This is a genomic window from uncultured Streptococcus sp., assembly GCF_963518475.1.
Taxonomy (GTDB): domain Bacteria; phylum Bacillota; class Bacilli; order Lactobacillales; family Streptococcaceae; genus Streptococcus.
This window is the reverse complement of record NZ_CAUQJA010000027.1, coordinates 1-23915: the sequence shown is the minus strand read 5'-3', so window position 1 is coordinate 23915 and position 23915 is coordinate 1. Positions and strand designations below refer to the sequence as shown.

Annotated in this window: 23 protein-coding genes and 1 other annotated feature; of the genes, 22 read left to right on the top strand and 1 reads right to left on the bottom strand. The window is 40.1% G+C overall.

The genetic code is table 11. The annotated features are described in order from the left end of the window. The 10 genes from RYK12_RS09125 to RYK12_RS09080 form a co-directional block, all read left to right on the top strand. Nucleotides 1-691, top strand: a 691-nt coding sequence (locus tag RYK12_RS09125) for a ComEC/Rec2 family competence protein (RefSeq protein WP_314848600.1), incomplete at its 5' end; no start/stop codon positions are given. 72 nt (nucleotides 692-763) lie between these two features. Continuing rightward, nucleotides 764-895: a sequence feature (ribosomal protein L20 leader region), on the top strand. Nucleotides 896-910: 15 nt separating this feature from the next. Continuing rightward, the gene (gene infC / locus RYK12_RS09120) at nucleotides 911-1441 is read left to right on the top strand and encodes a translation initiation factor IF-3 (RefSeq protein ID WP_000848180.1); all 531 of its coding nucleotides are present in this window, start codon (nucleotides 911-913) and stop codon (nucleotides 1439-1441) included. 32 nt (nucleotides 1442-1473) lie between these two features. Further along, on the top strand, nucleotides 1474-1674 hold the full coding sequence (rpmI, locus tag RYK12_RS09115) for a 50S ribosomal protein L35 (protein ID WP_001125943.1): 201 nt from the start codon (nucleotides 1474-1476) through the stop codon (nucleotides 1672-1674). A gap of 51 nt (nucleotides 1675-1725) precedes the next feature. Beyond that, entirely contained in the window at nucleotides 1726-2085 is a 360-nt protein-coding gene (rplT, locus tag RYK12_RS09110; protein WP_000124834.1) for a 50S ribosomal protein L20, read from the top strand. Nucleotides 2086-2260: 175 nt separating this feature from the next. After that, entirely contained in the window at nucleotides 2261-3925 is a 1665-nt protein-coding gene (locus RYK12_RS09105) for a molecular chaperone HscC (RefSeq protein ID WP_000635031.1), read from the top strand. 11 nt (nucleotides 3926-3936) lie between these two features. Next, a complete protein-coding gene (locus RYK12_RS09100) occupies nucleotides 3937-6609 on the top strand; it encodes a molecular chaperone DnaJ (RefSeq protein WP_314848591.1) in 2673 nt (890 codons plus the stop codon). Between the two features lie 97 nt (nucleotides 6610-6706). Continuing rightward, nucleotides 6707-7087: a VOC family protein gene (locus RYK12_RS09095; protein WP_000157153.1), complete on the top strand. Its 381-nt coding sequence runs from the start codon at nucleotides 6707-6709 to the stop codon at nucleotides 7085-7087. 248 nt (nucleotides 7088-7335) lie between these two features. Continuing rightward, nucleotides 7336-8136: a dihydroorotate dehydrogenase electron transfer subunit gene (locus RYK12_RS09090; protein ID WP_060628467.1), complete on the top strand. Its 801-nt coding sequence runs from the start codon at nucleotides 7336-7338 to the stop codon at nucleotides 8134-8136. Next, on the top strand, nucleotides 8099-9085 hold the full coding sequence (locus RYK12_RS09085) for a dihydroorotate dehydrogenase (RefSeq protein ID WP_314848588.1): 987 nt from the start codon (nucleotides 8099-8101) through the stop codon (nucleotides 9083-9085). Before RYK12_RS09090 ends, RYK12_RS09085 begins: the two co-directional genes overlap by 38 nt. A gap of 97 nt (nucleotides 9086-9182) precedes the next feature. After that, on the top strand, nucleotides 9183-10889 hold the full coding sequence (locus tag RYK12_RS09080) for a glucosaminidase domain-containing protein (protein WP_314848586.1): 1707 nt from the start codon (nucleotides 9183-9185) through the stop codon (nucleotides 10887-10889). Between the two features lie 59 nt (nucleotides 10890-10948). On the opposite strand, the gene pavA is transcribed toward RYK12_RS09080, so the two are convergent. Next, the gene (gene pavA / locus RYK12_RS09075; protein WP_314848584.1) at nucleotides 10949-12604 is read right to left on the bottom strand and encodes an Rqc2 family fibronectin-binding protein PavA; all 1656 of its coding nucleotides are present in this window, start codon (nucleotides 12602-12604) and stop codon (nucleotides 10949-10951) included. A 104-nt stretch (nucleotides 12605-12708) separates the two neighbouring features. Between pavA and ybeY the strand changes: the two genes are divergently transcribed. The 12 genes from ybeY to RYK12_RS09015 all read left to right on the top strand — a co-directional run. After that, the gene (gene ybeY / locus RYK12_RS09070; RefSeq protein WP_261014218.1) at nucleotides 12709-13206 is read left to right on the top strand and encodes an rRNA maturation RNase YbeY; all 498 of its coding nucleotides are present in this window, start codon (nucleotides 12709-12711) and stop codon (nucleotides 13204-13206) included. Next, a complete protein-coding gene (locus RYK12_RS09065) occupies nucleotides 13187-13582 on the top strand; it encodes a diacylglycerol kinase family protein (RefSeq protein ID WP_261014219.1) in 396 nt (131 codons plus the stop codon). Before ybeY ends, RYK12_RS09065 begins: the two co-directional genes overlap by 20 nt. Nucleotides 13583-13598: 16 nt before the next feature. After that, nucleotides 13599-14498: a GTPase Era gene (gene era / locus RYK12_RS09060; protein WP_000143264.1), complete on the top strand. Its 900-nt coding sequence runs from the start codon at nucleotides 13599-13601 to the stop codon at nucleotides 14496-14498. Between the two features lie 48 nt (nucleotides 14499-14546). Beyond that, nucleotides 14547-15371 carry a DNA-formamidopyrimidine glycosylase gene (mutM, locus tag RYK12_RS09055; RefSeq protein WP_314848580.1) on the top strand — a complete coding sequence of 275 codons (825 nt, stop codon included), beginning with the start codon at nucleotides 14547-14549 and terminating at the stop codon, nucleotides 15369-15371. Further along, complete coding sequence (gene coaE, locus RYK12_RS09050) at nucleotides 15371-15976, top strand: dephospho-CoA kinase (RefSeq protein WP_314848578.1); 606 nt, start codon at nucleotides 15371-15373, stop codon at nucleotides 15974-15976. The genes mutM and coaE overlap by 1 nt, the downstream gene beginning before the upstream one ends. Beyond that, nucleotides 15963-17162: a multidrug efflux MFS transporter gene (locus RYK12_RS09045; RefSeq protein WP_314848577.1), complete on the top strand. Its 1200-nt coding sequence runs from the start codon at nucleotides 15963-15965 to the stop codon at nucleotides 17160-17162. The genes coaE and RYK12_RS09045 overlap by 14 nt, the downstream gene beginning before the upstream one ends. Beyond that, nucleotides 17162-17311, top strand: a complete 150-nt coding sequence (gene rpmG, locus RYK12_RS09040) for a 50S ribosomal protein L33 (protein WP_001809104.1) — start codon at nucleotides 17162-17164, stop codon at nucleotides 17309-17311. Before RYK12_RS09045 ends, rpmG begins: the two co-directional genes overlap by 1 nt. A gap of 39 nt (nucleotides 17312-17350) precedes the next feature. After that, nucleotides 17351-17584, top strand: a complete 234-nt coding sequence (gene secG / locus RYK12_RS09035) for a preprotein translocase subunit SecG (RefSeq protein WP_000282517.1) — start codon at nucleotides 17351-17353, stop codon at nucleotides 17582-17584. A gap of 101 nt (nucleotides 17585-17685) precedes the next feature. After that, nucleotides 17686-20037 (top strand): ribonuclease R, encoded by a 2352-nt coding sequence (gene rnr, locus RYK12_RS09030; RefSeq protein WP_314848566.1) that lies wholly within the window; start codon nucleotides 17686-17688, stop codon nucleotides 20035-20037. Continuing rightward, nucleotides 20000-20467: an SsrA-binding protein SmpB gene (gene smpB, locus RYK12_RS09025; RefSeq protein WP_001051750.1), complete on the top strand. Its 468-nt coding sequence runs from the start codon at nucleotides 20000-20002 to the stop codon at nucleotides 20465-20467. The genes rnr and smpB overlap by 38 nt, the downstream gene beginning before the upstream one ends. 15 nt (nucleotides 20468-20482) lie before the next feature. Then, entirely contained in the window at nucleotides 20483-21343 is an 861-nt protein-coding gene (gene tehB, locus RYK12_RS09020; protein ID WP_314848559.1) for an SAM-dependent methyltransferase TehB, read from the top strand. A gap of 258 nt (nucleotides 21344-21601) precedes the next feature. After that, nucleotides 21602-23915, top strand: a 2314-nt coding sequence (locus RYK12_RS09015) for a SasC/FmtB family protein (RefSeq protein ID WP_314848557.1), incomplete at its 3' end; no start/stop codon positions are given.

Here is a 23915-nt window from a genome sequence, read left to right as displayed (position 1 = left end):
ATCTGATAAGAAAATCGAAAAATGGCAAGAAAAGGCGACGACCAGCAATGCCCAGAGAAGCTTGATACCCTATCTTAAAAGTCGAGGAGTGGCCAAGATTGACCAGCTGATTTTGACTAACACGGACAAGGAACATGTTGGAGATTTGCTGGAGGTGACCAAGGCTTTCCATGTAGTCGAAATTTTAGTGTCCAAAGGCAGTTTGAAACAGAAGGAATTTGTTGCAGAACTACAGGCAACTCAAACCAAGGTGCGCAGTGTGACAGCAGGAGAGAAATTGCCAATTTTTGGAAGTCAGTTAGAAGTCCTATCTCCAAGTAAAATTGGAGATGGAGATCAGGAAGATTCCCTGGTTTTGTATGGAAAACTCTTGGACAAGCGCTTTCTTTTCACAGGAAATTTGGAGGAGAAAGGAGAGAAGGACTTGCTGAAGCATTATCCTGACCTAGAGGTGGATGTTTTGAAAGCTAGCCAACATTGCTCTAAAAAATCATCAAGTTCAGCCTTTCTAGAACAGCTCAAACCAGAGATGACTCTCATTTCAGTTGGAAAGAACAATCGAACGAAATTACCACATCAGGAAACCCTGACCCGAATGGAAGGTATCAATAGCAAAGTTTACCGAACTGACCAGCAAGGAGCTATACGGTTTAAAGGTTGGAATAGCTGGAAGATTGAAACGGTCGGTTAACAAACAGAAACTTTTCAAAAAAATAACTTTTTATCTTGACAAGGGCTAGAAAACTTGGTATCATATAAAAGTTGAGAAAAGCAGAAGTGAGAGCTTCTCGCCTTGTGACATTAAGTTGCCTGGCCCTACGGATGAAAAGTTTCTAAGAAACGCTATCATAACGTGCGGGCTTGTATATTTACGGGTCCGCTATTGTTTTTCTCTAATAAAACAAAAGAGGTGAAAACCATAGCAAAGCAAGACTTATTCATCAATGATGAGATTCGTGTACGTGAAGTTCGCTTGATTGGTCTTGAAGGAGAACAGCTAGGCATCAAGCCACTCAGTGAAGCGCAAGCTTTGGCTGATAACGCTAATGTTGACCTAGTATTGATTCAACCCCAAGCCAAACCGCCTGTTGCAAAAATTATGGACTACGGTAAGTTCAAATTTGAGTACCAGAAGAAGCAAAAAGAACAACGTAAAAAACAAAGTGTTGTTACTGTGAAAGAAGTTCGTCTAAGTCCAACTATTGACAAGGGTGACTTTGATACAAAACTTCGCAATGCACGCAAATTCCTTGAAAAAGGAAATAAAGTTAAGGTATCTATTCGCTTTAAGGGTCGTATGATTACCCATAAAGAGATTGGTGCAAAAGTTTTAGCCGAGTTTGCTGAAGCAACTCAAGATATTGCCATCATCGAACAACGTGCTAAAATGGATGGACGTCAAATGTTCATGCAATTGGCGCCAGCGACTGACAAAAAATAATTGTCAGAAAGTTAAATAAAGGAGAAAAAATCATGCCAAAACAAAAAACACACCGCGCATCAGCTAAACGTTTCAAACGTACAGGTTCTGGTGGACTTAAACGTTTCCGTGCTTACACTTCTCACCGTTTCCACGGAAAAACTAAGAAACAACGTCGTCATCTTCGTAAAGCATCTATGGTGCATTCAGGAGATTACAAACGTATCAAAGCAATGCTTACTCGCTTGAAATAATAGCCTAACAGTAAGTAAACAATTCTAGGAAATATTTGGAGGAAATAAAACATGGCACGTGTTAAAGGTGGCGTTGTATCACGCAAACGTCGTAAACGTATTCTTAAATTAGCAAAAGGTTACTATGGAGCTAAACACATCTTGTTCCGTACTGCAAAAGAACAAGTAATGAACTCTTACTACTATGCATACCGTGACCGTCGTCAGAAAAAACGTGACTTCCGCAAATTGTGGATCACTCGTATCAATGCGGCAGCTCGTATGAACGGACTTTCATACTCACAATTGATGCATGGTTTGAAATTGGCTGAGATCGAAGTTAACCGTAAAATGCTTGCTGACTTGGCTGTTAACGATGCAGCAGCTTTCACAGCTCTTGCAGATGCAGCTAAAGCAAAACTTGGTAAATAATAATTGATTGTTTCATTTTGCCTTATGCGGTGTATGCCGTAAAAGGCAGGATGAAACTTTTTTATTTTCCATAAATGATTTTCTATTTTAGAGAGTAAATCACAGATTTTTTCAAAGAAAATAGGATATTTCTTGTATAATAGGAATATCTAAAAAGATTTGGAGTTAGAAGAAGATGATAGTAGGTATTGATTTAGGAACGACTAATTCTTTAGTAGGAGTATACCAAGATGGCCAGGTCAAGCTGCTTCCCAATGCTTTTGGTGAATATTTGACTCCTTCTGTTGTGGCTTTAGATGACAATGATGAAATCATAGTTGGAAAAATTGCCAAGGAACGCTTGGTGACACATCCTGACAGAACTCTTTCTCAGTTCAAACGATTTATGGGGACCAAACATGAATTGGTCCTAGGAAATAGAACCTATAAAGCGGAGGAACTAAGTTCTTTTGTCATTCGAAAATTAGTAGATGATGCAGAGAGTTTCCTTGGTGAGAAAGTTGAGGAAGTCATTGTCAGTGTACCAGCTTATTTTAACGATGCACAACGCTATGCTACAAAATTGGCAGGGCAATTTGCAGGGGTTAAAATAGAGCGTATCATCAATGAGCCTTCCGCAGCTGCTCTCGCAAAAAAATCTATGAGCAATCAAGAAGACCAATCTTTTGTGGTTGTCGATTTTGGTGGGGGTACGCTAGATATCTCGGTTGTTGAGTTGTTTGATAACGTTGTAGAGATTGTGTCTATCGCAGGTGATAATCGATTGGGAGGAGAGGATTTTACTGCAGCAATTGCTGAGGAATTTTTAACCTCAAATCACTTGTCTAGGAAATCTATTTCACGAGAGTTTTACAGCAAGATATTGGTTCAAGCTGAGAAGGCAAAGTTGAATCTGAATATCAATGAAGAAGTGCAGATGCTAGTAATGGATCAGGAAAAGGAATACTCTTTAGACCTAACTTATCAGAGATTTTATGAGCTTTGTCAGCCTTTGCTTGCCCGACTTAAGTCTGTATTAGATAGAGCCTTGAGGGATGCCCGATATAGTTATGTGTCCTCTGAAAATTTTGTCCTTGTCGGCGGTACCTCAAAACTTCGTTTAGTTCAAGACTTTCTATCTTACTGTATTGACCAAGCGGTTCAATTAACTGATGATCCTGATAAAATGATTGCAAAAGGTTGTGCTCTTCTAGCGGGAATAAAGGGGCGTCAGGGAGAAGTTCGAGACTTATTGTTATCAGATATTTGTCCTTTTACGCTTGGAACTTCAGTAGTGGGTGATCGTTTTTCTCCGATTATCGAACGTAATTCTCCTTTACCTACTTCAAAAAAGGAACATTATTACACTGCAGAACTGGGACAAAGTCAAGTGAGAGTAGAAGTCTATCAAGGAGAAATGATGAAGGCTTCACAAAACTTATTTCTAGGAGAATTGGAAGTTCCTGTGCCTGTAAACCATGAAGTTAACGAAGGTCTCACTATACGATTCACCTACGACTTAAATGGGATTTTAGATGTAGAAGTAACCATCGACTCAACACAGGAAGTCTTTAACCATGTTATTCTTCAAGAGAGTATCACTCTGACTGAAGAGGAAATCAAAGAAAAACAAGCCGAGCTAACTCGCTATAAGATTAATGCCCAGGAAACTGAGGTTTACCGTTTCTTGATTGAAAAAGCCAATCGTGTGTATAGCATGCTATTAGGGAGAAGAAGAGATGAGTTGATGGCAGAAACTAGACGCTTTGAAGAAGAAGTCAAACAAGCATCTATGTATCATTTACCAAAACTTTATCAATCATTTTCTAACTATCTAGAATTTCTAGAACGAGGTCTATGAGAGGGGATTGTATGAACAAGTGGGAAATCTTAGGAATTGAGCCAACTCATGACGTTAAGCTTATTAGAAGACGTTATGCAGAGCTGGTTCGACTCTATCACCCAGAGGACCAACCAGAAATCTACCAACAAATTGTGGAAGCCTACCAGTCTGCTTTGAGAGAAGCACGGTCTAAAAAGACCAGGCAAGAAAGTGGTAGAAGTGAAGCTAGCTCCACTCAGCAGATCAATGAGCAAGAAAACAGAACGACAAACTCTGCTACCAATTCACTTGATTTTGAATTATTTAAGTCTGAGGAGAAAACTGAGCAAGTAGATACTGCACAACCTTCTCTTGACTTCGGTGATGTTCATGAGACTGCTGCTTCAAATGAAAGTTACAATGAACCAGTCGCTCCTCGACTAAATTTTGAAACGGTCAATGAAGATACAAGTTCTCAAGAGGTAGCTGCATCTAGAAATGTCTTAGATTTCAGTGATTATCTAGAGTTAGAGTATTTGATTCGAAATGCGATTGAAAGTATTGTAGGGAATCCTGACTATACCATAGAAGAACAAGAACATCTTTGGAAACAGTTTTTTAGTCAATATCGATATGATATGAGCACTGTTCAGTCTGTTTTAGAAGAAATGGATGTTTATATTTTTAACAAACCTGAGCAATTCTCTATCATCATTCCCTTACTGGAAGACTATGTACCAGACTTTAAGTGCTGGGGTTATTACTATAAACTGAAGCATTGGAAGGTTAAAAGGGCTACTGCCTACAAAAATGGAGAGTCCCTTGAAGATGCAAAAAAAGAAATTTCGAATTTGTATGCTTCTTATCGTTTATGTCAAGCAATCCTCGAAGATTCCCAAAAAGTCAATCAAATTAGGGTTTGGATAAAATTTTTTAAACAATCTTTTTCTCCTAGTACGGTTCTTTTTCTGTTGAATAACAGTAAACAAATGATTACTTGCATTCCAGTATTGGCTTATATTCTTGATATGATAGGTCAAGTAAAGACTAATGAGGACCAAAAAGCCTATGATGAACTTCTAGCTTACTTTGAGGAATTACAAGCAGATTCAGAAGAACCATTCGATATCCATTCTTATAATTTGCTAAATCCTTCAGAGGTTGAGGAAGCCCTATATCTCTTAGTCTATACGCCATATCAAGACGAGGCTAGACTTGTAGAATCTTGGAAACACCTTCTAGAAAAGACTCAGGATAAATCTCTCTTACTTCAATTATTAGAGGAAATTGATGTTTATCCATTTACAAATAAGAAGGTTTTGAATCTTGTTTTTCGATTTGTAGAAAATAACATCAAGGATGGAGAAAATCCTTATCTAAAGAAATTCAATTTTTGGAATGATATTTATTACTATCCTTGGGCTATCAAGAAATATGAGTTAAATAAAAAAGAGAAATTTGATTACTGGTATTATGAGGGATATCTATTTGTCGATAAATTGTTAAAAGATGATAAACTTGTCAATGATTGGACGATTTGGAAACAAGTTTTTAAAGAGAAACCTCGCATTTATCCTATCTTTTTTGAACAAGTTTATAAGGAGTATCACCGTTTTACAGATGGAGAACTATTGAAGTTTATATTGGGTCAATTTCATACTTCTAGCATGGCTCCGCTCTTGATGACAGAGGAGACAGACCTGAAACTCGAAGAGATGACTCACCACGCATATCAACTCAATCATCCGAATCCTAAAGTATCTTATCTTGCTTGGATTAAAAGAGATGTTCTTAAAAATAGGCTCTTAACTTTTACCTTTGCGACTTTAACCATTATCAGTTTTCTTCTAAGCGTCTATGACGAACCTGGTTTAAATAGATGGCTATACATAGGAATGGTTTCTCTCTATAATTATTACATGCATAGGAGACTTGACCAACCAATCAAAGAAGGACTCAATGCCCGAGGGCAAAAAATAAAATTTTATTATAATAGAAATCTTTGGGTTTTAGCAGTAATACTGCTTTCCTTTGTTCCAGTTATTCCACTTGGACTCATCTCTTGTCTATTATTTATAAGCATTTTTTCTATTATTGATGGTTTCCATGTTCGTTATGGGTTGAGAGTGACCTATTCTTTGAACAAGTTAATTCCTCTCGGACTGTTTTTATCTGCTGGTTTTCTAGTTGCTCTGGCAAACCGAAGTGAAAAGATTTCATATATTGTAATTTGTTACATCTTTATTTCTATGATAGTTGTTGGTATTCTATACTTTACAAGATTTTGGATAGGATTTCCACACTCACTGAAGGAAATTATTTTTCCGATTATAATGGGTGTTATATTCTTTCAATTATTACCTCTAATTCACAGTCGCTTAAGTCTATTTAATCCAGTTATTCTAAGAAATGAAACTTTGAGCTTAACTTTTTTACTTTTATTAAATGGAATCGTATTAGCTTATTTTACAAAAGAGCAGCGTTTAGCAATTGGTGTTAAGAAGACCTTTATGATTTATGGATTGCAGATTTTTATTTTCCTAAGACGGTTATTTAGAATTCTATTCATCCCTATACCAGATTTTAGCAAAATCTTTTTTGAAAAAGACCTGTTAATATTGAACAATGAGTTTACTTTCTACTTCCTTGAGGGGCTTTTTATCCTTATCATGCTTTTTCTTATTCGCAATATACGCAAAGAAAATCGTAAAAGTGCTGCTTAGAATAAAATAGTAGAGAAGAGGACTCTAGTTCAAGTTTCTAGTAAATTTTCCTGAATAAAGGTATAATAGAACTATTAAAATGAAAGAGGTAATGAATATGGCTTCAAAAATGCTACATACTTGCTTGCGAGTAGAAAATCTTGAAAAATCAATTGCATTCTATCAAGATGCTTTTGGATTTAAAGAATTGCGTCGCAGAGATTTTCCAGACCATGCCTTCACGATTGTCTATCTAGGTCTTGAGGGTGACGACTATGAGTTGGAGTTGACTTATAACTACGATCATGGTCCTTATGTGGTTGGAGATGGATTTGCCCATATCGCCCTAAGTACACCTGATCTTGAGGCGCTTCATCAAGAGCACAGTGCCAAAGGTTATGAAGTTACTGAGCCAAATGGCCTACCAGGAACTGCGCCTAACTATTACTTTGTCAAAGACCCTGATGGCTACAAGGTCGAAGTCATTCGTGAAAAATAATCTCGTGAGGTTAAGTAGAATGTTCGTTTTCTACTTGACTTTTTTTAGCTGAAAGAGTATACTAGTAAAAATTTAACCTTTAAGGGGAGTCCAGAGAGACTCACAAGGTGTCAGATAAAAGAATAGTACAATTTTCTAGAGGAGACTTTTTGAGTGTGCTCTCTTCTGTTGTACAATTTTAACTGAGGCCTTGCACTAGCAAGGTCTTTTCTTTATCTGGTCCCCTTAAAATTTAAGGAGGAGAAGTCATGAATCCCACATGTAAGAAACGTTTGGGTGCAATTCGTTTGGAAACCATGAAGGTGGTAGCACAGGAGGAAATCGCGCCAGCAATCTTTGAATTAGTCCTAGAAGGGGAAATGGTTGAAGCTATGCGAGCAGGCCAATTCCTTCATCTGCGTGTGCCTGATGATGCCCATCTTTTGCGTCGTCCTATTTCAATTTCGTCTATTGATAAGGCAAATAAGCAGTGTCATCTTATTTATCGGATTGAGGGAACTGGGACAGCTATTTTTTCAACCTTAAGTCAGGGAGATACTCTTGATGTGATGGGTCCTCAGGGAAATGGTTTTGACTTGTCTGACCTAGATGAGCAGAGCCAGGTTCTCTTAGTTGGAGGTGGGATTGGTGTACCTCCTTTGCTTGAGGTGGCCAAGGAATTACATGCGCGTGGTGTGAAAGTAGTGACAGTCCTTGGTTTTGCTAACAAGGATGCTGTTATCCTTGAAAAGGAATTGGCCCAATATGGTCAGGTTTTTGTAACGACAGATGATGGTTCATATGGCATTAAAGGAAATGTGTCTGTTGTCATCAATGACTTAGACAGTCAGTTTGATGCTGTTTATTCATGTGGGGCGCCTGGCATGATGAAGTATATCAATCAAAACTTTTATGACCACCCAAGAGCCTATCTATCTCTGGAATCTCGTATGGCTTGTGGGATGGGGGCTTGCTATGCCTGTGTCCTAAAAGTGCCAGAAAGCGAGACGGTCAGCCAACGCGTCTGTGAAGATGGCCCTGTTTTCCGCACAGGAACAGTTGTATTATAAGGAGAAAATCATGACTACAAATCGTTTACAAGTTTCTCTACCAGGCTTGGATTTGAAAAATCCGATCATTCCAGCATCAGGCTGTTTTGGTTTTGGACAAGAGTATGCCAAGTACTATGATTTAGACCTTTTAGGTTCTATTATGATCAAGGCGACAACACTTGAACCACGTTTTGGCAATCCAACTCCAAGGGTGGCAGAAACTCCCGCTGGTATGCTCAATGCAATCGGTTTGCAAAATCCGGGTTTGGAAGTTGTTTTGGCCGAAAAGCTAACTTGGCTGGAAAGAGAATATCCAAATCTTCCTATTATTGCCAATGTAGCTGGTTTTTCAAAACAAGAGTATGCTGCTGTTTCTCGAGGAATTTCCAAGGCAGCTAATGTAAAGGCTATTGAGCTCAATATTTCTTGCCCCAATGTTGACCACTGTAATCACGGTCTTTTGATTGGTCAAGATCCAGATTTAGCTTATGATGTGGTGAAAGCGGCTGTGGAAGCCTCTGATGTGCCAGTTTATGTCAAACTGACTCCTAGTGTGACGGATATTGTCACAGTCGCAAAAGCTGCAGAAGATGCGGGGGCAAGTGGCTTGACCATGATCAATACTCTAGTTGGTATGCGCTTTGACCTAAAAACCAGAAAACCAATCTTGGCCAATGGAACAGGTGGAATGTCTGGTCCAGCAGTCTTTCCAGTAGCCCTCAAACTCATCCGCCAAGTAGCCCAAACAACAGACCTGCCTATTATTGGAATGGGAGGAGTGGATTCGGCAGAAACTGCCCTAGAAATGTACCTGGCTGGAGCCTCTGCTATCGGAGTTGGAACAGCCAACTTTACCAATCCTTATGCCTGTCCTGATATCATCGAAAATCTACCAAAGGTTATGGACAAATACGGCATTAGTAGTCTGGAAAATCTCCGCAAGGAAGTAAAAGAGTCTCTGAGATAAACTGCAATCAATCTGTTCTTGATTTTTCATCAGTTTGTAATATTGATTATAGAGAATTTTGATACAATAAAATGGAAAGAACAGAGGAAGAAAGTTTATGAAGAAATTGAGATTTGTTTTTTTAGCTTTGCTATTTTTCTTAGCCAGACCAGAAGGTGCAATGGCAAGCGATGGTACTTGGCAAGGAAAACAATACCTGAAAGCAGATGGCAGTCCAGCAGCGAATGAGTGGGTTTTTGATGCTCACTATCAATCTTGGTTTTATATAAAAGAAGATGCCAACTATTCTGAAAATGAATGGCTGAAACAAGGTGACGACTATTTTTACCTCAAATCTGGTGGCTATATGGCCCAGTCAGAATGGGTAGAAGATAAGGGAGCCTTCTATTATCTTGATCAAAATGGAAAGATGAAAAGAAATGCTTGGGTAGGTACTTCCTATGTCGGTTCATCAGGTGCCAAAGTAATAGAAGACTGGGTATTTGATTCTCAATACGACGCTTGGTTTTATATCAAAGCAGATGGACAACACACAGAGAAAGAATGGCTCCAAATTAAGGGTAAGGACTATTATTTTAAATCTGGTGGTTATTTACTGACAAGTCAGTGGATTGACCAGGCTTATGTGAATGCCAGTGGCGCTAAAGTACAGCAAGGTTGGCTTTATGACAAACAATACCAATCTTGGTTTTACATCAAAGCAAATGGAAATCATGCTGATAAAGAATGGATTTTCGAAAATGGTCACTATTATTATCTAAAATCCGGTGGTTATATGGCAGCCAATGAATGGATTTTGGATAAGGAGTCATGGTTTTATCTCAAGTCTGATGGCAAAATGGCTGAGAAAGAATGGGTATACGATTCTAAAAGTCAAGCCTGGTACTACTTCAAATCCGGTGGCTACATGGCAAAAAATGAGACTATTGATGGTCATCAGCTAGGAAACGATGGAAAGTGGCATAAGGAATCCAAGACTAGCTCTGATTATTATCAGGTTCTTCCAGTTACTGCAAATATCTATAATGCAGATGGTGAAAAACTGTCCTATATATCGCAAGGTAGTGTTGTTTGGCTGGATAAGGATAGAAAAAGTGATGACAAGCGCCTGGCTATTACTATTTCTGGCTTGTCAGGCTATATGAAAACAGAAGATTTACAAGCACTAGATGCCAGCAAGGATTTTATCCCTTATTATGAGAGTGATGGACACCGTTTTTATCACTATGTGGCTCAGAATGCTAGTATCCCAGTAGCTGCTCATCTTTCTGATATGGAAGTAGGCAAGAAATATTATTCGGCAGATGGCCTGCATTTTGATGGTTTTAACCTTGAAAATCCCTTCCTTTTCAAAGATTTGACAGAGGCTACAAACTACAGTGCTGAAGACTTGGATAAGGTATTTAGTTTGTTAAATATTAATAATAGCCTCTTAGAATATAAGGGAGCTACCTTTAAGGAAGCCGAAGAACATTACCATATCAATGCCCTCTATCTCCTTGCCCATAGTGCCTTAGAAAGCGACTGGGGACGTAGCAAGATTGCCAAAGATAAGAATAATTTCTTTGGAATTACAGCCTATGATACGACTCCTTACCTTTCTGCCAAGACATTTGATGATGTGGATAAGGGAATTTTAGGTGCAAGCAAGTGGATTAAGGAAAATTATATCGATAAGGGCAGAACTTTCCTTGGAAACAAGGCGTCTGGTATGAATGTTGAATATGCATCAGACCCTTATTGGGGTGAAAAAATTGCTAGTGTGATGATGAAAATCAATGAGAAACTAGGTGGCAAAGATTAGTCCTATAATTGGATATGATTTGAGTGAGTATAAGTTAAAAATCCTGATTTCAAGTAAAATCAGGATTTTTTCATGGATGCGATTTTTTCTGGGTCTGGTGTGACACGGAGGGTCTTTTGTCCTGTGTAGGTGACAAAACCGGGTTTTCCACCTGTTGGTTTATTGAGTTTCTTTACTTCAATCATATCTACCTGAACCAGATTTGACAGGCGACCTTGAGAGAAGTAAGCGGCCAACTCTGCTGCGTCTGTCTTGACTTCATCAGATGGGTCAAGGTTGCCTGAGATAACAACATGGCTTCCAGGAATGTCCTTGGCATGGAACCAAAGTTCCTCCTTGCGGGCCATTTTAAAGGTTAGCTCTTCATTTTGCAGGTTATTGCGGCCGACATAGATGATAGTTTTGCCATCGCTTGCTAGATACTGTTCTGGTTTTTTGCGTTTCTGGATTTTCTCCCGTTGTCTTCTGCGGATAAAACCTGTTTGAATTAATTCTTCACGGATTTCAGCGATTTCTTCCAGTCCAGCTTGGTTGAGGACAGTTTCCACACTTTCCAGATAGAGAATGGTTGCCTTGGTTTCTTCAATCAGATCAGTCAAGTATTTGACAGCTTCTTTGAGTTTCTGATACCGTTTAAAATAGCGTTGGGCATTCTGGTTGGGAGTCAGAGCCTTATCAAGCGCAATCGTGATAGGTTGGTTGGTGTAGTAGTTTTCTAGGATAACCTGGTCTTGGTCGTTAGGCACTTGGTGGAGGAAGGTTGTCAGCAATTCCCCTTTTTGACGAAATTCTTCAGCATTGTCTGTCGCCAGTAATTCTTTTTCTTGTTTTTTCAGTTTATGTCGATTTTTCTGAAGTTCATTTTCAACACGACGAATGAGTTCACTGGCTTGCTGTTTGACGCGGTCGCGCTCAGCCTTATCCTTATAGTAGGTGTCCAACAAATCAGAAAGACTGGTAAAAGGCTCTCCCACCTGATTTGCAAAAGGAACTGGACTGAAGGAAGTCTCAGTCAAGCGTGGCTGAGTTTCTTGATTGAAAAAGTTACGGAAAGTGGAAAGTTTATCACTAACCAGAATGTTTTCCAATTCATTTGCCGTATCGCGTCCCAGACCTTGAAAGAGGCTTTGAAGGTTTTTAGCTGTCGTTTCCTGTGTTTGTAGGATTTCAAAGAGCTTTTCATCCTTGATCGTGAAAGGATTGAGAGATTCCGTACTTGGCGGAGCGATATAGGTCGATCCTGGAAGTAAGGTGCGGTAGCTATTTTGTGAAAAGCCAACGTGTTTAATGACTTCGAGGATTTTATGACTGCTTTTATCGACCAGTAGAATATTACTGTGTTTACCCATGATTTCGATAATCAAGGTAGCCTGAATATGGTCTCCAATTTCGTTTTTATTGGAAACTGTCATTTCCACAATACGGTCATTTTCCACTTGCTCAATCGACTCAATCAGGGCACCCTGCAAATACTTTCTCAAAACCATGATAAAGGTAGAAGGTTGGGCTGGATTTTCAAAAGTCGTTTGGGTCAGCTGAATGCGTCCAAAAACTGGATGGGCAGAAAGGAGCAGGCGATGACTTTGGCGATTGCTGCGGATTTGCAAGACCAACTCTTGTTCAAAAGGCTGATTGATTTTCTGGATGCGACCGTTCACTAACTCTCTTCGCAATTCCTCAACCATGTGGTGTAAAAAAAATCCGTCAAATGACATCGTTCTCTCCTTGTGATTGTATTCCATAGTATTATATCAAAAAGGTAGAATAAAATCATGGAAATGTGGTATAATAAAGCCAAGTAAAGAGAAACGAGAAGCACATGTATATTGAAATGGTAGATGAAACTGGTCAAGTTTCAAAAGAAATGTTGCAACAAACCCAAGAACTTTTGGAATTTGCAGCCCAAAAGTTAGGAAAAGAAGACAAGGAAATGGCAGTTACCTTTGTGACTAATGAACGTAGTCATGAACTCAATCTGGAGTACCGTGAAACAGATCGTCCGACAGATGTCATCAGCCTTGAGTATAAACCAGAATTGGAAATTGCCTTTGACGAGGAAGATTTGCTTGAACATCCGGAATTGGCAGAGATGATGTCTGAGTTTGATGCCTATATTGGGGAACTGTTCATCTCTATTGATAAGGCTCATGAGCAGGCCGAGGAATATGGCCACAGCTTTGAGCGTGAGATGGGTTTCTTGGCAGTACACGGCTTTTTACATATCAACGGCTATGATCACTACACTCCAGAAGAAGAAGCGGAGATGTTCGGTTTACAAGAAGAAATTTTGACAGCCTATGGACTCACAAGACAATAAACGAAAATGGAAAAATCGTGACCTGATATCCAGTTTAGAATTTGCCATTACAGGAATTTTTACTGCTATCAAGGAAGAACGCAATATGCGAAAACATGCAGTGACGGCTCTAGTGGTCATTCTTGCAGGTTTTGTTTTTCAGGTGTCACGAATCGAATGGCTCTTTCTCCTATTGAGCATTTTCTTGGTAGTAGCTTTTGAAATTATTAACTCTGCTATTGAAAATGTGGTGGATTTGGCCAGTCACTATCACTTTTCCATGCTGGCTAAAAATGCCAAGGATATGGCGGCTGGTGCGGTATTAGTGATCTCTCTTTTCGCAGCCTTAACAGGCGCATTGATTTTTCTCCCACGAATCTGGGATTTAATATTTTAAACAGTAAGAGGAAATTATGACTTTTAAATCAGGCTTTGTAGCCATTTTAGGACGTCCCAATGTTGGGAAGTCAACCTTTTTAAATCACGTTATGGGGCAAAAGATCGCCATCATGAGTGACAAGGCGCAGACAACGCGCAACAAAATCATGGGAATTTACACGACCGATAAGGAGCAAATTGTCTTTATCGACACACCAGGGATTCACAAGCCTAAAACGGCTCTTGGAGATTTCATGGTCGAATCTGCCTATAGTACCCTTCGTGAAGTGGATACTGTTCTTTTCATGGTGCCCGCTGATGAAGCGCGTGGTAAGGGGGACGACATGATTATTGAGCGTCTTAAGGCTGCCAAGGTCCCTGTGATTCTGGTGGTGAATAAGATTGATAAGGTCCACCCAGACCAGCTTTTGTCTCAGATTGATGATTTCCGTAATCAGATGGACTTCAAGGAAATTGTTCCAATCTCAGCCCTTCAGGGAAATAACGTGTCTCGTCTAGTTGATATTTTGAGTGAGAATCTGGACGAAGGTTTCCAGTATTTCCCGTCTGATCAAATCACAGACCATCCAGAACGTTTCTTGGTTTCAGAAATGGTTCGCGAGAAAGTCTTGCATCTAACTCGTGAAGAGATTCCGCATTCGGTAGCAGTAGTTGTGGATTCTATGAAACGAGATGAAGAGACAGATAAGGTCCATATCCGTGCAACCATCATGGTTGAGCGCGATAGTCAGAAAGGGATTATCATCGGTAAAGGTGGTGCTATGCTTAAGAAAATTGGTAGTATGGCCCGTCGTGATATTGAACTCATGCTAGGAGACAAGGTCTTCCTAGAAACCTGGGTCAAGGTCAAGAAAAATTGGCGCGATAAAAAGCTAGATTTGGCTGACTTTGGCTATAATGAAAAAGAATACTAAGTAGAGGTGGGCTCATGCCTGCTTCTTGTTTTTACAGAAGGAGGACTTATGCCTGAATTACCTGAGGTTGAAACGGTTCGTCGTGGCTTAGAAAAATTGATTTTGGGAAAGAAGATTTCGAGTGTAGAAATTCGCTATCCCAAGATGATTAAGACAGATTTGGACGAGTTTCAAAAGGAAGTGCCTGGTCAGATTGTTGAGTCAATGGGACGTCGTGGAAAATATTTACTTTTCTACCTGACAGATAAGGTCTTGATTTCCCATTTGCGCATGGAGGGCAAGTATTTTTACTATCCAGACCAAGCACCTGAACGCAAGCATGCCCATGTTTTCTTCCAATTTGAGGATGGTGGCACGCTTGTTTATGAGGATGTACGCAAGTTTGGTACTATGGAACTCTTGTCTCCTGACCTTTTAGACGCCTACTTTATTTCTAAGAAATTAGGTCCTGAACCAAGCGAACAAGACTTTGATTTGCAGGTCTTTCAAGTTGCCCTATCCAAGTCTAAAAAGCCTACCAAATCCCATCTCCTAGACCAGACCTTGGTTGCTGGCCTTGGCAATATCTATGTGGATGAGGTTCTCTGGCGAGCTCAGGTTCATCCAGCAAGATCTTCGCAGACTTTGACATCAGCAGAAGCGACAGCTATTCATGACCAGACCATTGCTGTATTGGGACAGGCTGTTGAAAAAGGTGGCTCCACCATTCGGACCTATACCAATGCCTTTGGGGAAGATGGAACCATGCAGGATTTTCATCAGGTCTATGACAAGGCTGGTCAAGAATGTTCACGTTGTGATACCATCATTGAAAAAATCCAACTAGGCGGACGAGGCACCCACTTTTGTCCAAACTGTCAAAGGAGGGACTGATGGGAAAAATCATTGGAATCACAGGAGGAATTGCCTCTGGTAAGTCAACTGTGACAAATTTTCTAAGACAGCAAGGTTTTCAAGTGGTGGATGCCGATGCAGTTGTTCACCAGTTACAGAAACCTGGTGGTCGTCTATTTGAGGCTCTAGTCCAGCATTTTGGTCAAAAAATTATCTTAGAAAACGGAGCACTTAATCGTCCTCTCCTAGCTAGTCTCATCTTTTCAAATCCTGAAGAACGAGAGTGGTCTAGGATAACTCAAGGAGAGATTATCCGTGAGGAACTGGCTACTTTGAGAGACCAGTTGAATCAGACAGAAGTTGTTTTCTTCATGGATATCCCCCTGCTTTTTGAACAAGACTATGCCTCTTGGTTTAATGAGACTTGGTTGGTTTATGTGGATCGAGATATCCAAATAGAACGTTTAATGAAAAGAGATCACTTGTCCAAAGATGAAGCTGAGTCTCGTCTGACAGCCCAGTGGCCTTTAGAGCAAAAGAAAGGTTTGGCTAGCCATGTTCTAGACAATAATGGCAATCAGGACCAGCTTCTCACTCAGGTATGTAACCTTCTTGAGGGAGGTGCACAAGATGACAGAGATTAACTGGAAGGATAATTTGCGCATTGCCTGGTTTGGTAATTTTCTGACAGGAGCTAGTATTTCTTTGGTTGTGCCCTTTATGCCTATCTTTGTGGAAAATCTAGGTGTAGGGAGTGAGCAAGCGGCTTTTTATGCAGGTTTATCTATTTCTGTATCTGCAATTTCCGCGGCGCTCTTTTCTCCTATCTGGGGTATTCTTGCTGACAAATACGGTCGAAAACCCATGATGATTCGGGCTGGCCTGGCCATGACCATTACGATGGGAGGCTTGGCCTTTGTCCCAAATATCTATTGGTTGATCTTTCTTCGTTTATTAAACGGTGTATTTGCAGGATTTGTTCCCAATGCAACGGCCCTGATAGCCAGTCAGGTTCCCAAGGAGAAATCAGGCTCTGCCTTAGGTACTCTTTCTACAGGCGTAGTTGCAGGTACTCTAACTGGGCCTTTTATTGGTGGCTTTATCGCAGAATTATTTGGCATTCGTACGGTTTTCTTACTTGTTGGTAGTTTTCTGTTCTTAGCCGCTATTTTGACTATTTGCTTTATCAAGGAAGATTTTAAACCAGTAGCCAAGGAAAAGGCTATTCCAACAAAGGAATTGTTTACCTCGGTCAAATATCCCTATCTTTTGGTTAACCTCTTTCTGACCAGTTTTGTCATCCAATTTTCAGCTCAATCGATTGGCCCTATTTTGGCTCTTTATGTACGCGACTTAGGACAGACAGAGAATCTTCTTTTTGTCTCTGGTTTGATTGTATCCAGTATGGGCTTTTCCAGCATGATGAGTGCAGGAGTTATGGGCAAGTTAGGTGACAAGGTGGGCAATCATCGTCTCTTGGTTGTAGCCCAGTTATATTCAGTCATCATCTATCTCCTCTGCGCCAATGCTTCTAGCCCCCTCCAACTAGGACTCTATCGTTTCCTCTTTGGCTTGGGAACAGGTGCCTTGATACCTGGTGTCAATGCCCTTCTCAGCAAAATGACTCCCAAAGCCGGTATTTCGAGGGTCTTTGCCTTTAATCAGGTATTCTTTTATCTGGGAGGTGTCGTTGGTCCCATGGCAGGTTCTGCAGTAGCAGGACAATTTGGCTACCATGCAGTCTTTTATGCAACAAGCCTTTGTGTTGCCTTTAGTTGTCTCTTTAACCTGCTTCAATTTCGAACATTATTAAAAGTAAAGGAAATCTAGTGCGAGTAAAAATTAATCTCAAATGCTCCTCTTGTGGCAGTATCAATTACCTAACCAGTAAAAATTCAAAAACCCATCCAGACAAGATTGAGGTTTTAAAGTATTGTCCCAAGGAAAGAAAAGTAACCCTACATCTTGAATCTAAGTAGATTTTATGGTAAAATAATAAGGATTTTAAGGAGTTTGATATGTATAACCTATTATTAACCATTTTATTAGTATTATCTGTTGTGATTGTGATTGCGATTTTCATGCAACCAACTAAAAACCAATCCAGCAATGTATTTGATGCCAGCTCAGGTGATTTGTTTGAACGCAGTAAAGCACGCGGTTTTGAAGCTGTAATGCAGCGTTTGACAGGGATTTTAGTCTTTTTCTGGCTAGCCATTGCCTTAGCATTGACGGTATTATCAAGTAGATAAGAAAATAATGGGCAGGACTAGGTCTTTGCCTCTTTTTATTTTTAAAGGACGTTTGAGAAGGTTTTACAGTAAAAGAAAATTAAAAAATCTAGAAAGAAAATATGAAAGATAGAATAAAAGAATATTTGCAAGATAAGGGAAAGGTGACTGTTAATGACTTGGCTCAGGCTTTGGGAAAAGATGGGTCCAAGGATTTTCGTGAGTTGATTAAAACCTTGTCCCTAATGGAAAGAAAGCACCAGATTCGCTTTGAGGAAGATGGTAGTCTGACCTTGGAAGTTAAGAAAAAACATGAGATTACCCTCAAGGGGATTTTTCATGCCCATAAAAATGGCTTTGGCTTTGTCAGTCTAGAAGGCGAGGAGGATGACCTTTTTGTAGGAAAAAACGATGTTAACTACGCTATCGATGGTGATACCGTTGAGGTCGTTATCAAGAAAGTCGCTGACCGCAACAAGGGAACAGCAGCAGAAGCCAAAATTATTGATATCTTAGAACACAGTTTGACAACTGTTGTCGGCCAAATCGTTTTAGATCAGGAAAAACCTAAGTATGCGGGTTACATCCGTTCGAAAAATCAGAAAATAAGTCAACCGATTTATGTGAAGAAACCAGCTCTAAAACTAGAGGGAACCGAAGTTCTCAAGGTCTTTATCGATAAATACCCAAGTAAGAAACATGATTTCTTTGTCGCTAGTGTCCTCGATGTGGTGGGACACTCAACGGATGTCGGAATTGATGTTCTTGAGGTCTTGGAATCAATGGACATTGTATCCGAGTTTCCAGAAGCTGTTGTCAAGGAAGCAGAAAGTGTGCCGGATGCTCCATCACAAAAGGATTTGGAAGGTCGTCTAGATTTGAGAGATGAGATTACCTTTACCATTGACGGTGCGGATGCCAAGGACTTGGACGATGCGGTGCATATCAAGGCCTTGAAAAATGGAAATCTGGAGCTTGGTGTTCACATCGCAGATGTTTCCTACTATGTGACCGAGGGTTCTGCCCTCGATAAGGAAGCTCTTAACCGTGCGACTTCTGTCTATGTGACAGACCGTGTGGTGCCAATGCTTCCAGAACGTTTGTCAAATGGTATCTGCTCTCTCAATCCTCAAGTTGACCGTCTGACCCAGTCTGCCATTATGGAGATTGATAAACATGGTCGTGTAGTCAATTACACCATTACACAAACGGTTATCAAGACAAGCTTTCGTATGACCTATAGTGATGTCAATGATATTCTAGCAGGTGATGAAGAAAAGAGAAAAGAGTATCAGAAAATTGTCCCTAGTATCGAACTTATGGCCAAGCTCCATGAAAGGCTCGAAAGCATGCGTGTGAAACGTGGAGCCCTCAATTTTGATACCAATGAAGCTAAGATTTTAGTGGATAAACAAGGTAAGCCTGTTGATATCATTCTTCGTCAGCGTGGTGTTGCCGAGCGCATGATTGAGTCCTTTATGTTGATGGCCAACGAAACAGTTGCCGAGCATTTCAGCAAGCTGGATTTGCCTTTTATCTATCGAATTCACGAGGAGCCTAAGGCTGAAAAAGTTCAGAAGTTTATTGATTATGCTTCGAGCTTTGGCTTGCGCATTTATGGGACTGCTAGTGAGATTAGCCAGGAGGCTCTTCAAGAAATCATGCGTACTGTTGAGGGAGAACCTTATGCAGATGTATTGTCCATGATGCTTCTTCGCTCCATGCAGCAGGCTCGCTATTCGGAGCACAATTACGGCCACTATGGTCTAGCGGCAGACTATTACACTCACTTTACCAGCCCTATTCGACGTTATCCAGACCTCCTTGTTCACCGTATGATTCGTGATTACGGCCGTTCTAAGGAAATAGCAGAGCATTTTGAGCAAGTGATTCCAGAGATTGCGACTCAGTCTTCCAATCGTGAGCGTCGTGCTATTGAGGCTGAGCGCGAAGTCGAAGCCATGAAAAAGGCTGAGTACATGGAAGAATACGTGGGTGAAGAGTATGATGCAGTTGTATCAAGTATTGTTAAATTCGGTCTCTTTGTTGAATTGCCAAACACGGTTGAGGGCTTGATTCATATCACCAATCTACCTGAATTTTATCATTTCAATGAGCGGGATTTGACTCTTCGTGGAGAAAAATCAGGAACAACCTTCCGTGTAGGTCAGCAAATCCGTATCCGAGTTGAAAGAGCCGACAAGATGACGGGCGAGATTGATTTCTCTTACATTCCAAGTGAGTTTGATGTGATTGAGAAAGGCTTGAAACAAGCTGGTCGCAAAGACAGAGGGCGTGGTTCAAGTCGTCGTTCAGATAAGAAGGAAGATAAGAGAAAATCAGGACGCTCAAATGATAAGCGCAAGCATTCACAAAAAGACAAGAAAAAAGGGAAGAAACCTTTTTACAAGGAAGTAGCTAAGAAAGGAGCCAAGCATGGCAAAGGGCGAGGGAAAGGTCGTCGCACAAAATAAAAAGGCGCGCCACGACTATACAATCGTAGATACGCTAGAGGCAGGGATGGTCCTGACTGGGACTGAAATCAAGAGTGTGCGAGCTGCTCGAATCAATCTCAAGGACGGCTTTGCCCAAGTAAAAAATGGGGAAGTTTGGTTGAGCAATGTTCATATCGCGCCTTACGAAGAGGGAAATATCTGGAACCAGGAACCTGAACGCCGTCGCAAACTCTTGCTCCATAAGAAACAAATTCAAAAATTGGAACAAGAGACCAAAGGGACAGGGATGACCCTGGTTCCCCTTAAAGTCTATATCAAAGATGGCTATGCCAAGCTCCTTTTAGGCCTAGCTAAAGGTAAGCATGACTATGATAAACGGGAGTCAATCAAACGTCGTGAGCAGAATCGCGATATTGCGCGCGTGATGAAAGCTGTTAATCAGCGATAAAAAGAGGAAATGAAAATGGAAAAATTAGTTGCTTATAAACGCATGCCTTTGTGGACTAAAGAAACTATGCCAGAGGCTGTTCAGCAGAAGCACAATACCAAGGTTGGGACTTGGGGCAAGATTACTGTTTTAAAAGGAACTCTCAAGTTTATTGAATTGACAGAGGATGGTGAGGTTCTAGCTGAACACCTCTTTGAAGCAGGAGCTGACAATCCCATGGCACAACCACAAGCCTGGCACCGAGTGGAGGCTGTAACAGACGATGTGGAATGGTATTTGGAGTTTTATTGTAAACCTGAGGATTATTTTCCTAAGAAATACAATACCAATCCTGTTCATTCAGAGGTCCTAGAGGCTATGCAGACAGTAAAACCAGGGAAAGCTTTGGATTTGGGCTGTGGTCAAGGCCGTAATGCACTCTTTCTAGCCCAGCAAGGTTTTGATGTGACAGCTGTGGATCAAAATGAACTGGCCCTTGAAATCTTGCAAAGCATTGTGGAGCAGGAAGACCTAGATATGCCTGTTGGTCTTTACGATATCAATTCAGCCAGTATTGGGCAAGCGTATGATTTCATCGTATCGACAGTTGTTTTGATGTTTTTGCAAGCAGACCGCATTCCTGCAATTATCAAAAATATGCAGGAGCATACCACGGTCGGTGGTTATAACCTTATCGTCTGTGCTATGGATACGGAAGATTACCCTTGCTCTGTGAACTTCCCATTTACCTTTAAAGAAGGGGAATTGGCAGACTATTACAAGGACTGGGAATTGGTTAAGTACAATGAAAATCCAGGTCATTTGCACCGTCGCGATGAGAATGGCAATCGTATTCAACTACGCTTTGCGACCATGCTAGCTAAGAAAATCAAATAAATATGTTATGAAGGTTGGAGAATTTCCTAACCTTTTTAAAAATGCCAAATGTTGTAAAAATGTAATATTTCTGACTATATAATTTTTATTTCAAGAATCGCTATAATTATAGAACAAAAGCGCTTTTATGCGTATATATATATATATATACGCATAAAAATTATAATTGATCAGAAAACATGAAAAAAGGGATATTGAATTATTGGGATAATAGTGTAATCTAGTTAGATACAGATATTTATTTTGGAGGAAATTTAGATGTTTCATAAGGGTAAACACGATCGTGAAAAGCAATTACGTTTTTCTATTCGTAAAGTCAGCTTTGGTGCAGCTAGTGTCGCAGTAGCTGCGTTTTTCATGTTTTTAGGAAATGGAGGAGTATATGCTGCAGAGCAAAGCGTGCCTTCAACTAATGGGGAGACTTTAGCACCGCAACCTAAAGAACTGAATGCCCAGAATGGTAACTATGAAGGTAATACAGTAGCCACTAGTCCTGCTGCAACAGTAGAGACAAATACTCAACCTTCAACAGTTGAAAATAGTCCCTCTCCAGAATCAGCACCCCAGAAGGTGGAGACTCTAGATAAGAAAGAATTAACAGATTTAATCAAAGAGATTGATGGCAAGTTTGCTAAAGGAACATATGCTACTAAGACAGAAGAAAGCGTTAATAATCTTAGAACTATCTTAGACGAATCAAGAACTGTTTTAAGCACTGCAACAACTCAAACTGAATTAACTGCAGCATATAGAAAGTTAATTACAGCGACATCAAAATTGCAAACAAAATCTGAAAAGAAAAAAGAACAACCATTAGATAATACAACTGATAAGTTAAGTGAAGGTAAAAAACTTACCAGCGCAGAGAAGACTTTGGAGTCTAATTCTATTGCAAACTCAGGTTCTAGAGATGAACGTAATGGGAAAGCGTTGGATACAAATAACCCATTCCGTACAGATTCAACTCCTAGCACTGTAACAAGCACAGATCCCCTAGCTACGAATGCAACAAATGTAGCTATTGTAAATGGTAATTTTAATGATACTAGCCAAGGAGCAGTACTTCCAACTGCAAAATCAGATCCTATTACTGTCAAGAACGATATAAGTAAATTAACAGGATGGAAACCTGTTAATTCAACAACAACAACAGTTCCTCTTATTTGGACTGCGAATGCATCTCAATATGGAGATGCTTTTCCGGGTGACAGAGGTTCTGGAATAGGAGCTGTTTTAGCAGTATATCCAGGAAGAGAAGCTTGGAGTGGTCGTCAAAAACCTGAATTTGGTCCTATTTATCAAGATATTGATGTAGTGGGTGGCCAAGAAGTGAAGGTAACTTGGAGAGGGACAACAGTAAATATAAATAGTGGTAATAATGGAGCAAAACTAGTTGTTAAAAATCCAGAAACAGGAGCTGTACTCGGTCAGTATGCAAGAGGTTATGCTGGTACTCCGATGGGAGAAATGTCTGTTCTTGTAAATGTTCCTAAAGGCTTAACAAAATTAAGACTTCAATTTGAAACAGCTCTTGATAAAAGTACAGAAAATCATAGTGGTGATAACAGATTCAATAAACCATCTATATCATCTGATGAGAATGCAGGAGGAGTTGTAAGTAATGTTCGTGTTGCTAGTGGTTCTTATCTTGTATCTGAAGTTGTGAACACTACTTATGAATCTACAGCTACTTCTGCTACTCCTACTACTGTGAATACTACTGTGACTGTAAAAGTCATTAATAAAGGATTCTCAACTTCTACAAATAATCAGTATAGAGTTGAGTTGCCAGAAGGTGCAACATTAGTTGGAACAACAGGTACAAGCTCGGCCCAACTAAATGGAACTAGTTTGACCCTTGGTTTTAACAATTTAGACCCTAAACGAGAACAGACTTTAACGTATACTTTTAGTTTGCCAACTAACAAACCAATTGAAAAACAATTGGAGGGGACAGTTTCTTATCAAACTTCAGGAAATCTGATTGATAACGGAACTAAAAAAACAGGTAGTGATACAGTTGCACAACAAACAGTTAAGATTAATATGTATAAAGCTGATCTGCAGGCAGAGGCAGCTAAGGTAGCAACATTAAATCAAATCGATTATACACCTGAAGCATGGACTGCTTATCAAGCAGAATTAGCTAAGGCTCAAGAAATATTGAATGAAGAAACTAACAATGTAGAAATAGCGAATCGAAAAAATCAAGCAGATATTAACGCCCAGACTTTGTTGCTTCAAAAAGCTCAAGCTAAATTAGAAGTTGATAAGGCTAAAAAAGCTAAATTAACAGCACTTGAAGGTACTCCAAACGCAACGAAAGAAGAAAAAGATGCGGCTAAACAAGCAGCACAAGACGCAGCAACAAAAGCAAATCAAGCAATTGACGCAGCAACGGACAATGCAGGAGTAGCAACAGCTCAAACAGACGGTATAGCAGCAATTGAAGCTGTAACCCCAACAGTAGCAGTTAAAGCAGCGGCTAAAGCTGAAGTAGCGAAAAAATTAGCAGAAAAATTAACAGCACTTGAAGGTACTCCAAACGCAACGAAAGAAGAAAAAGATGCGG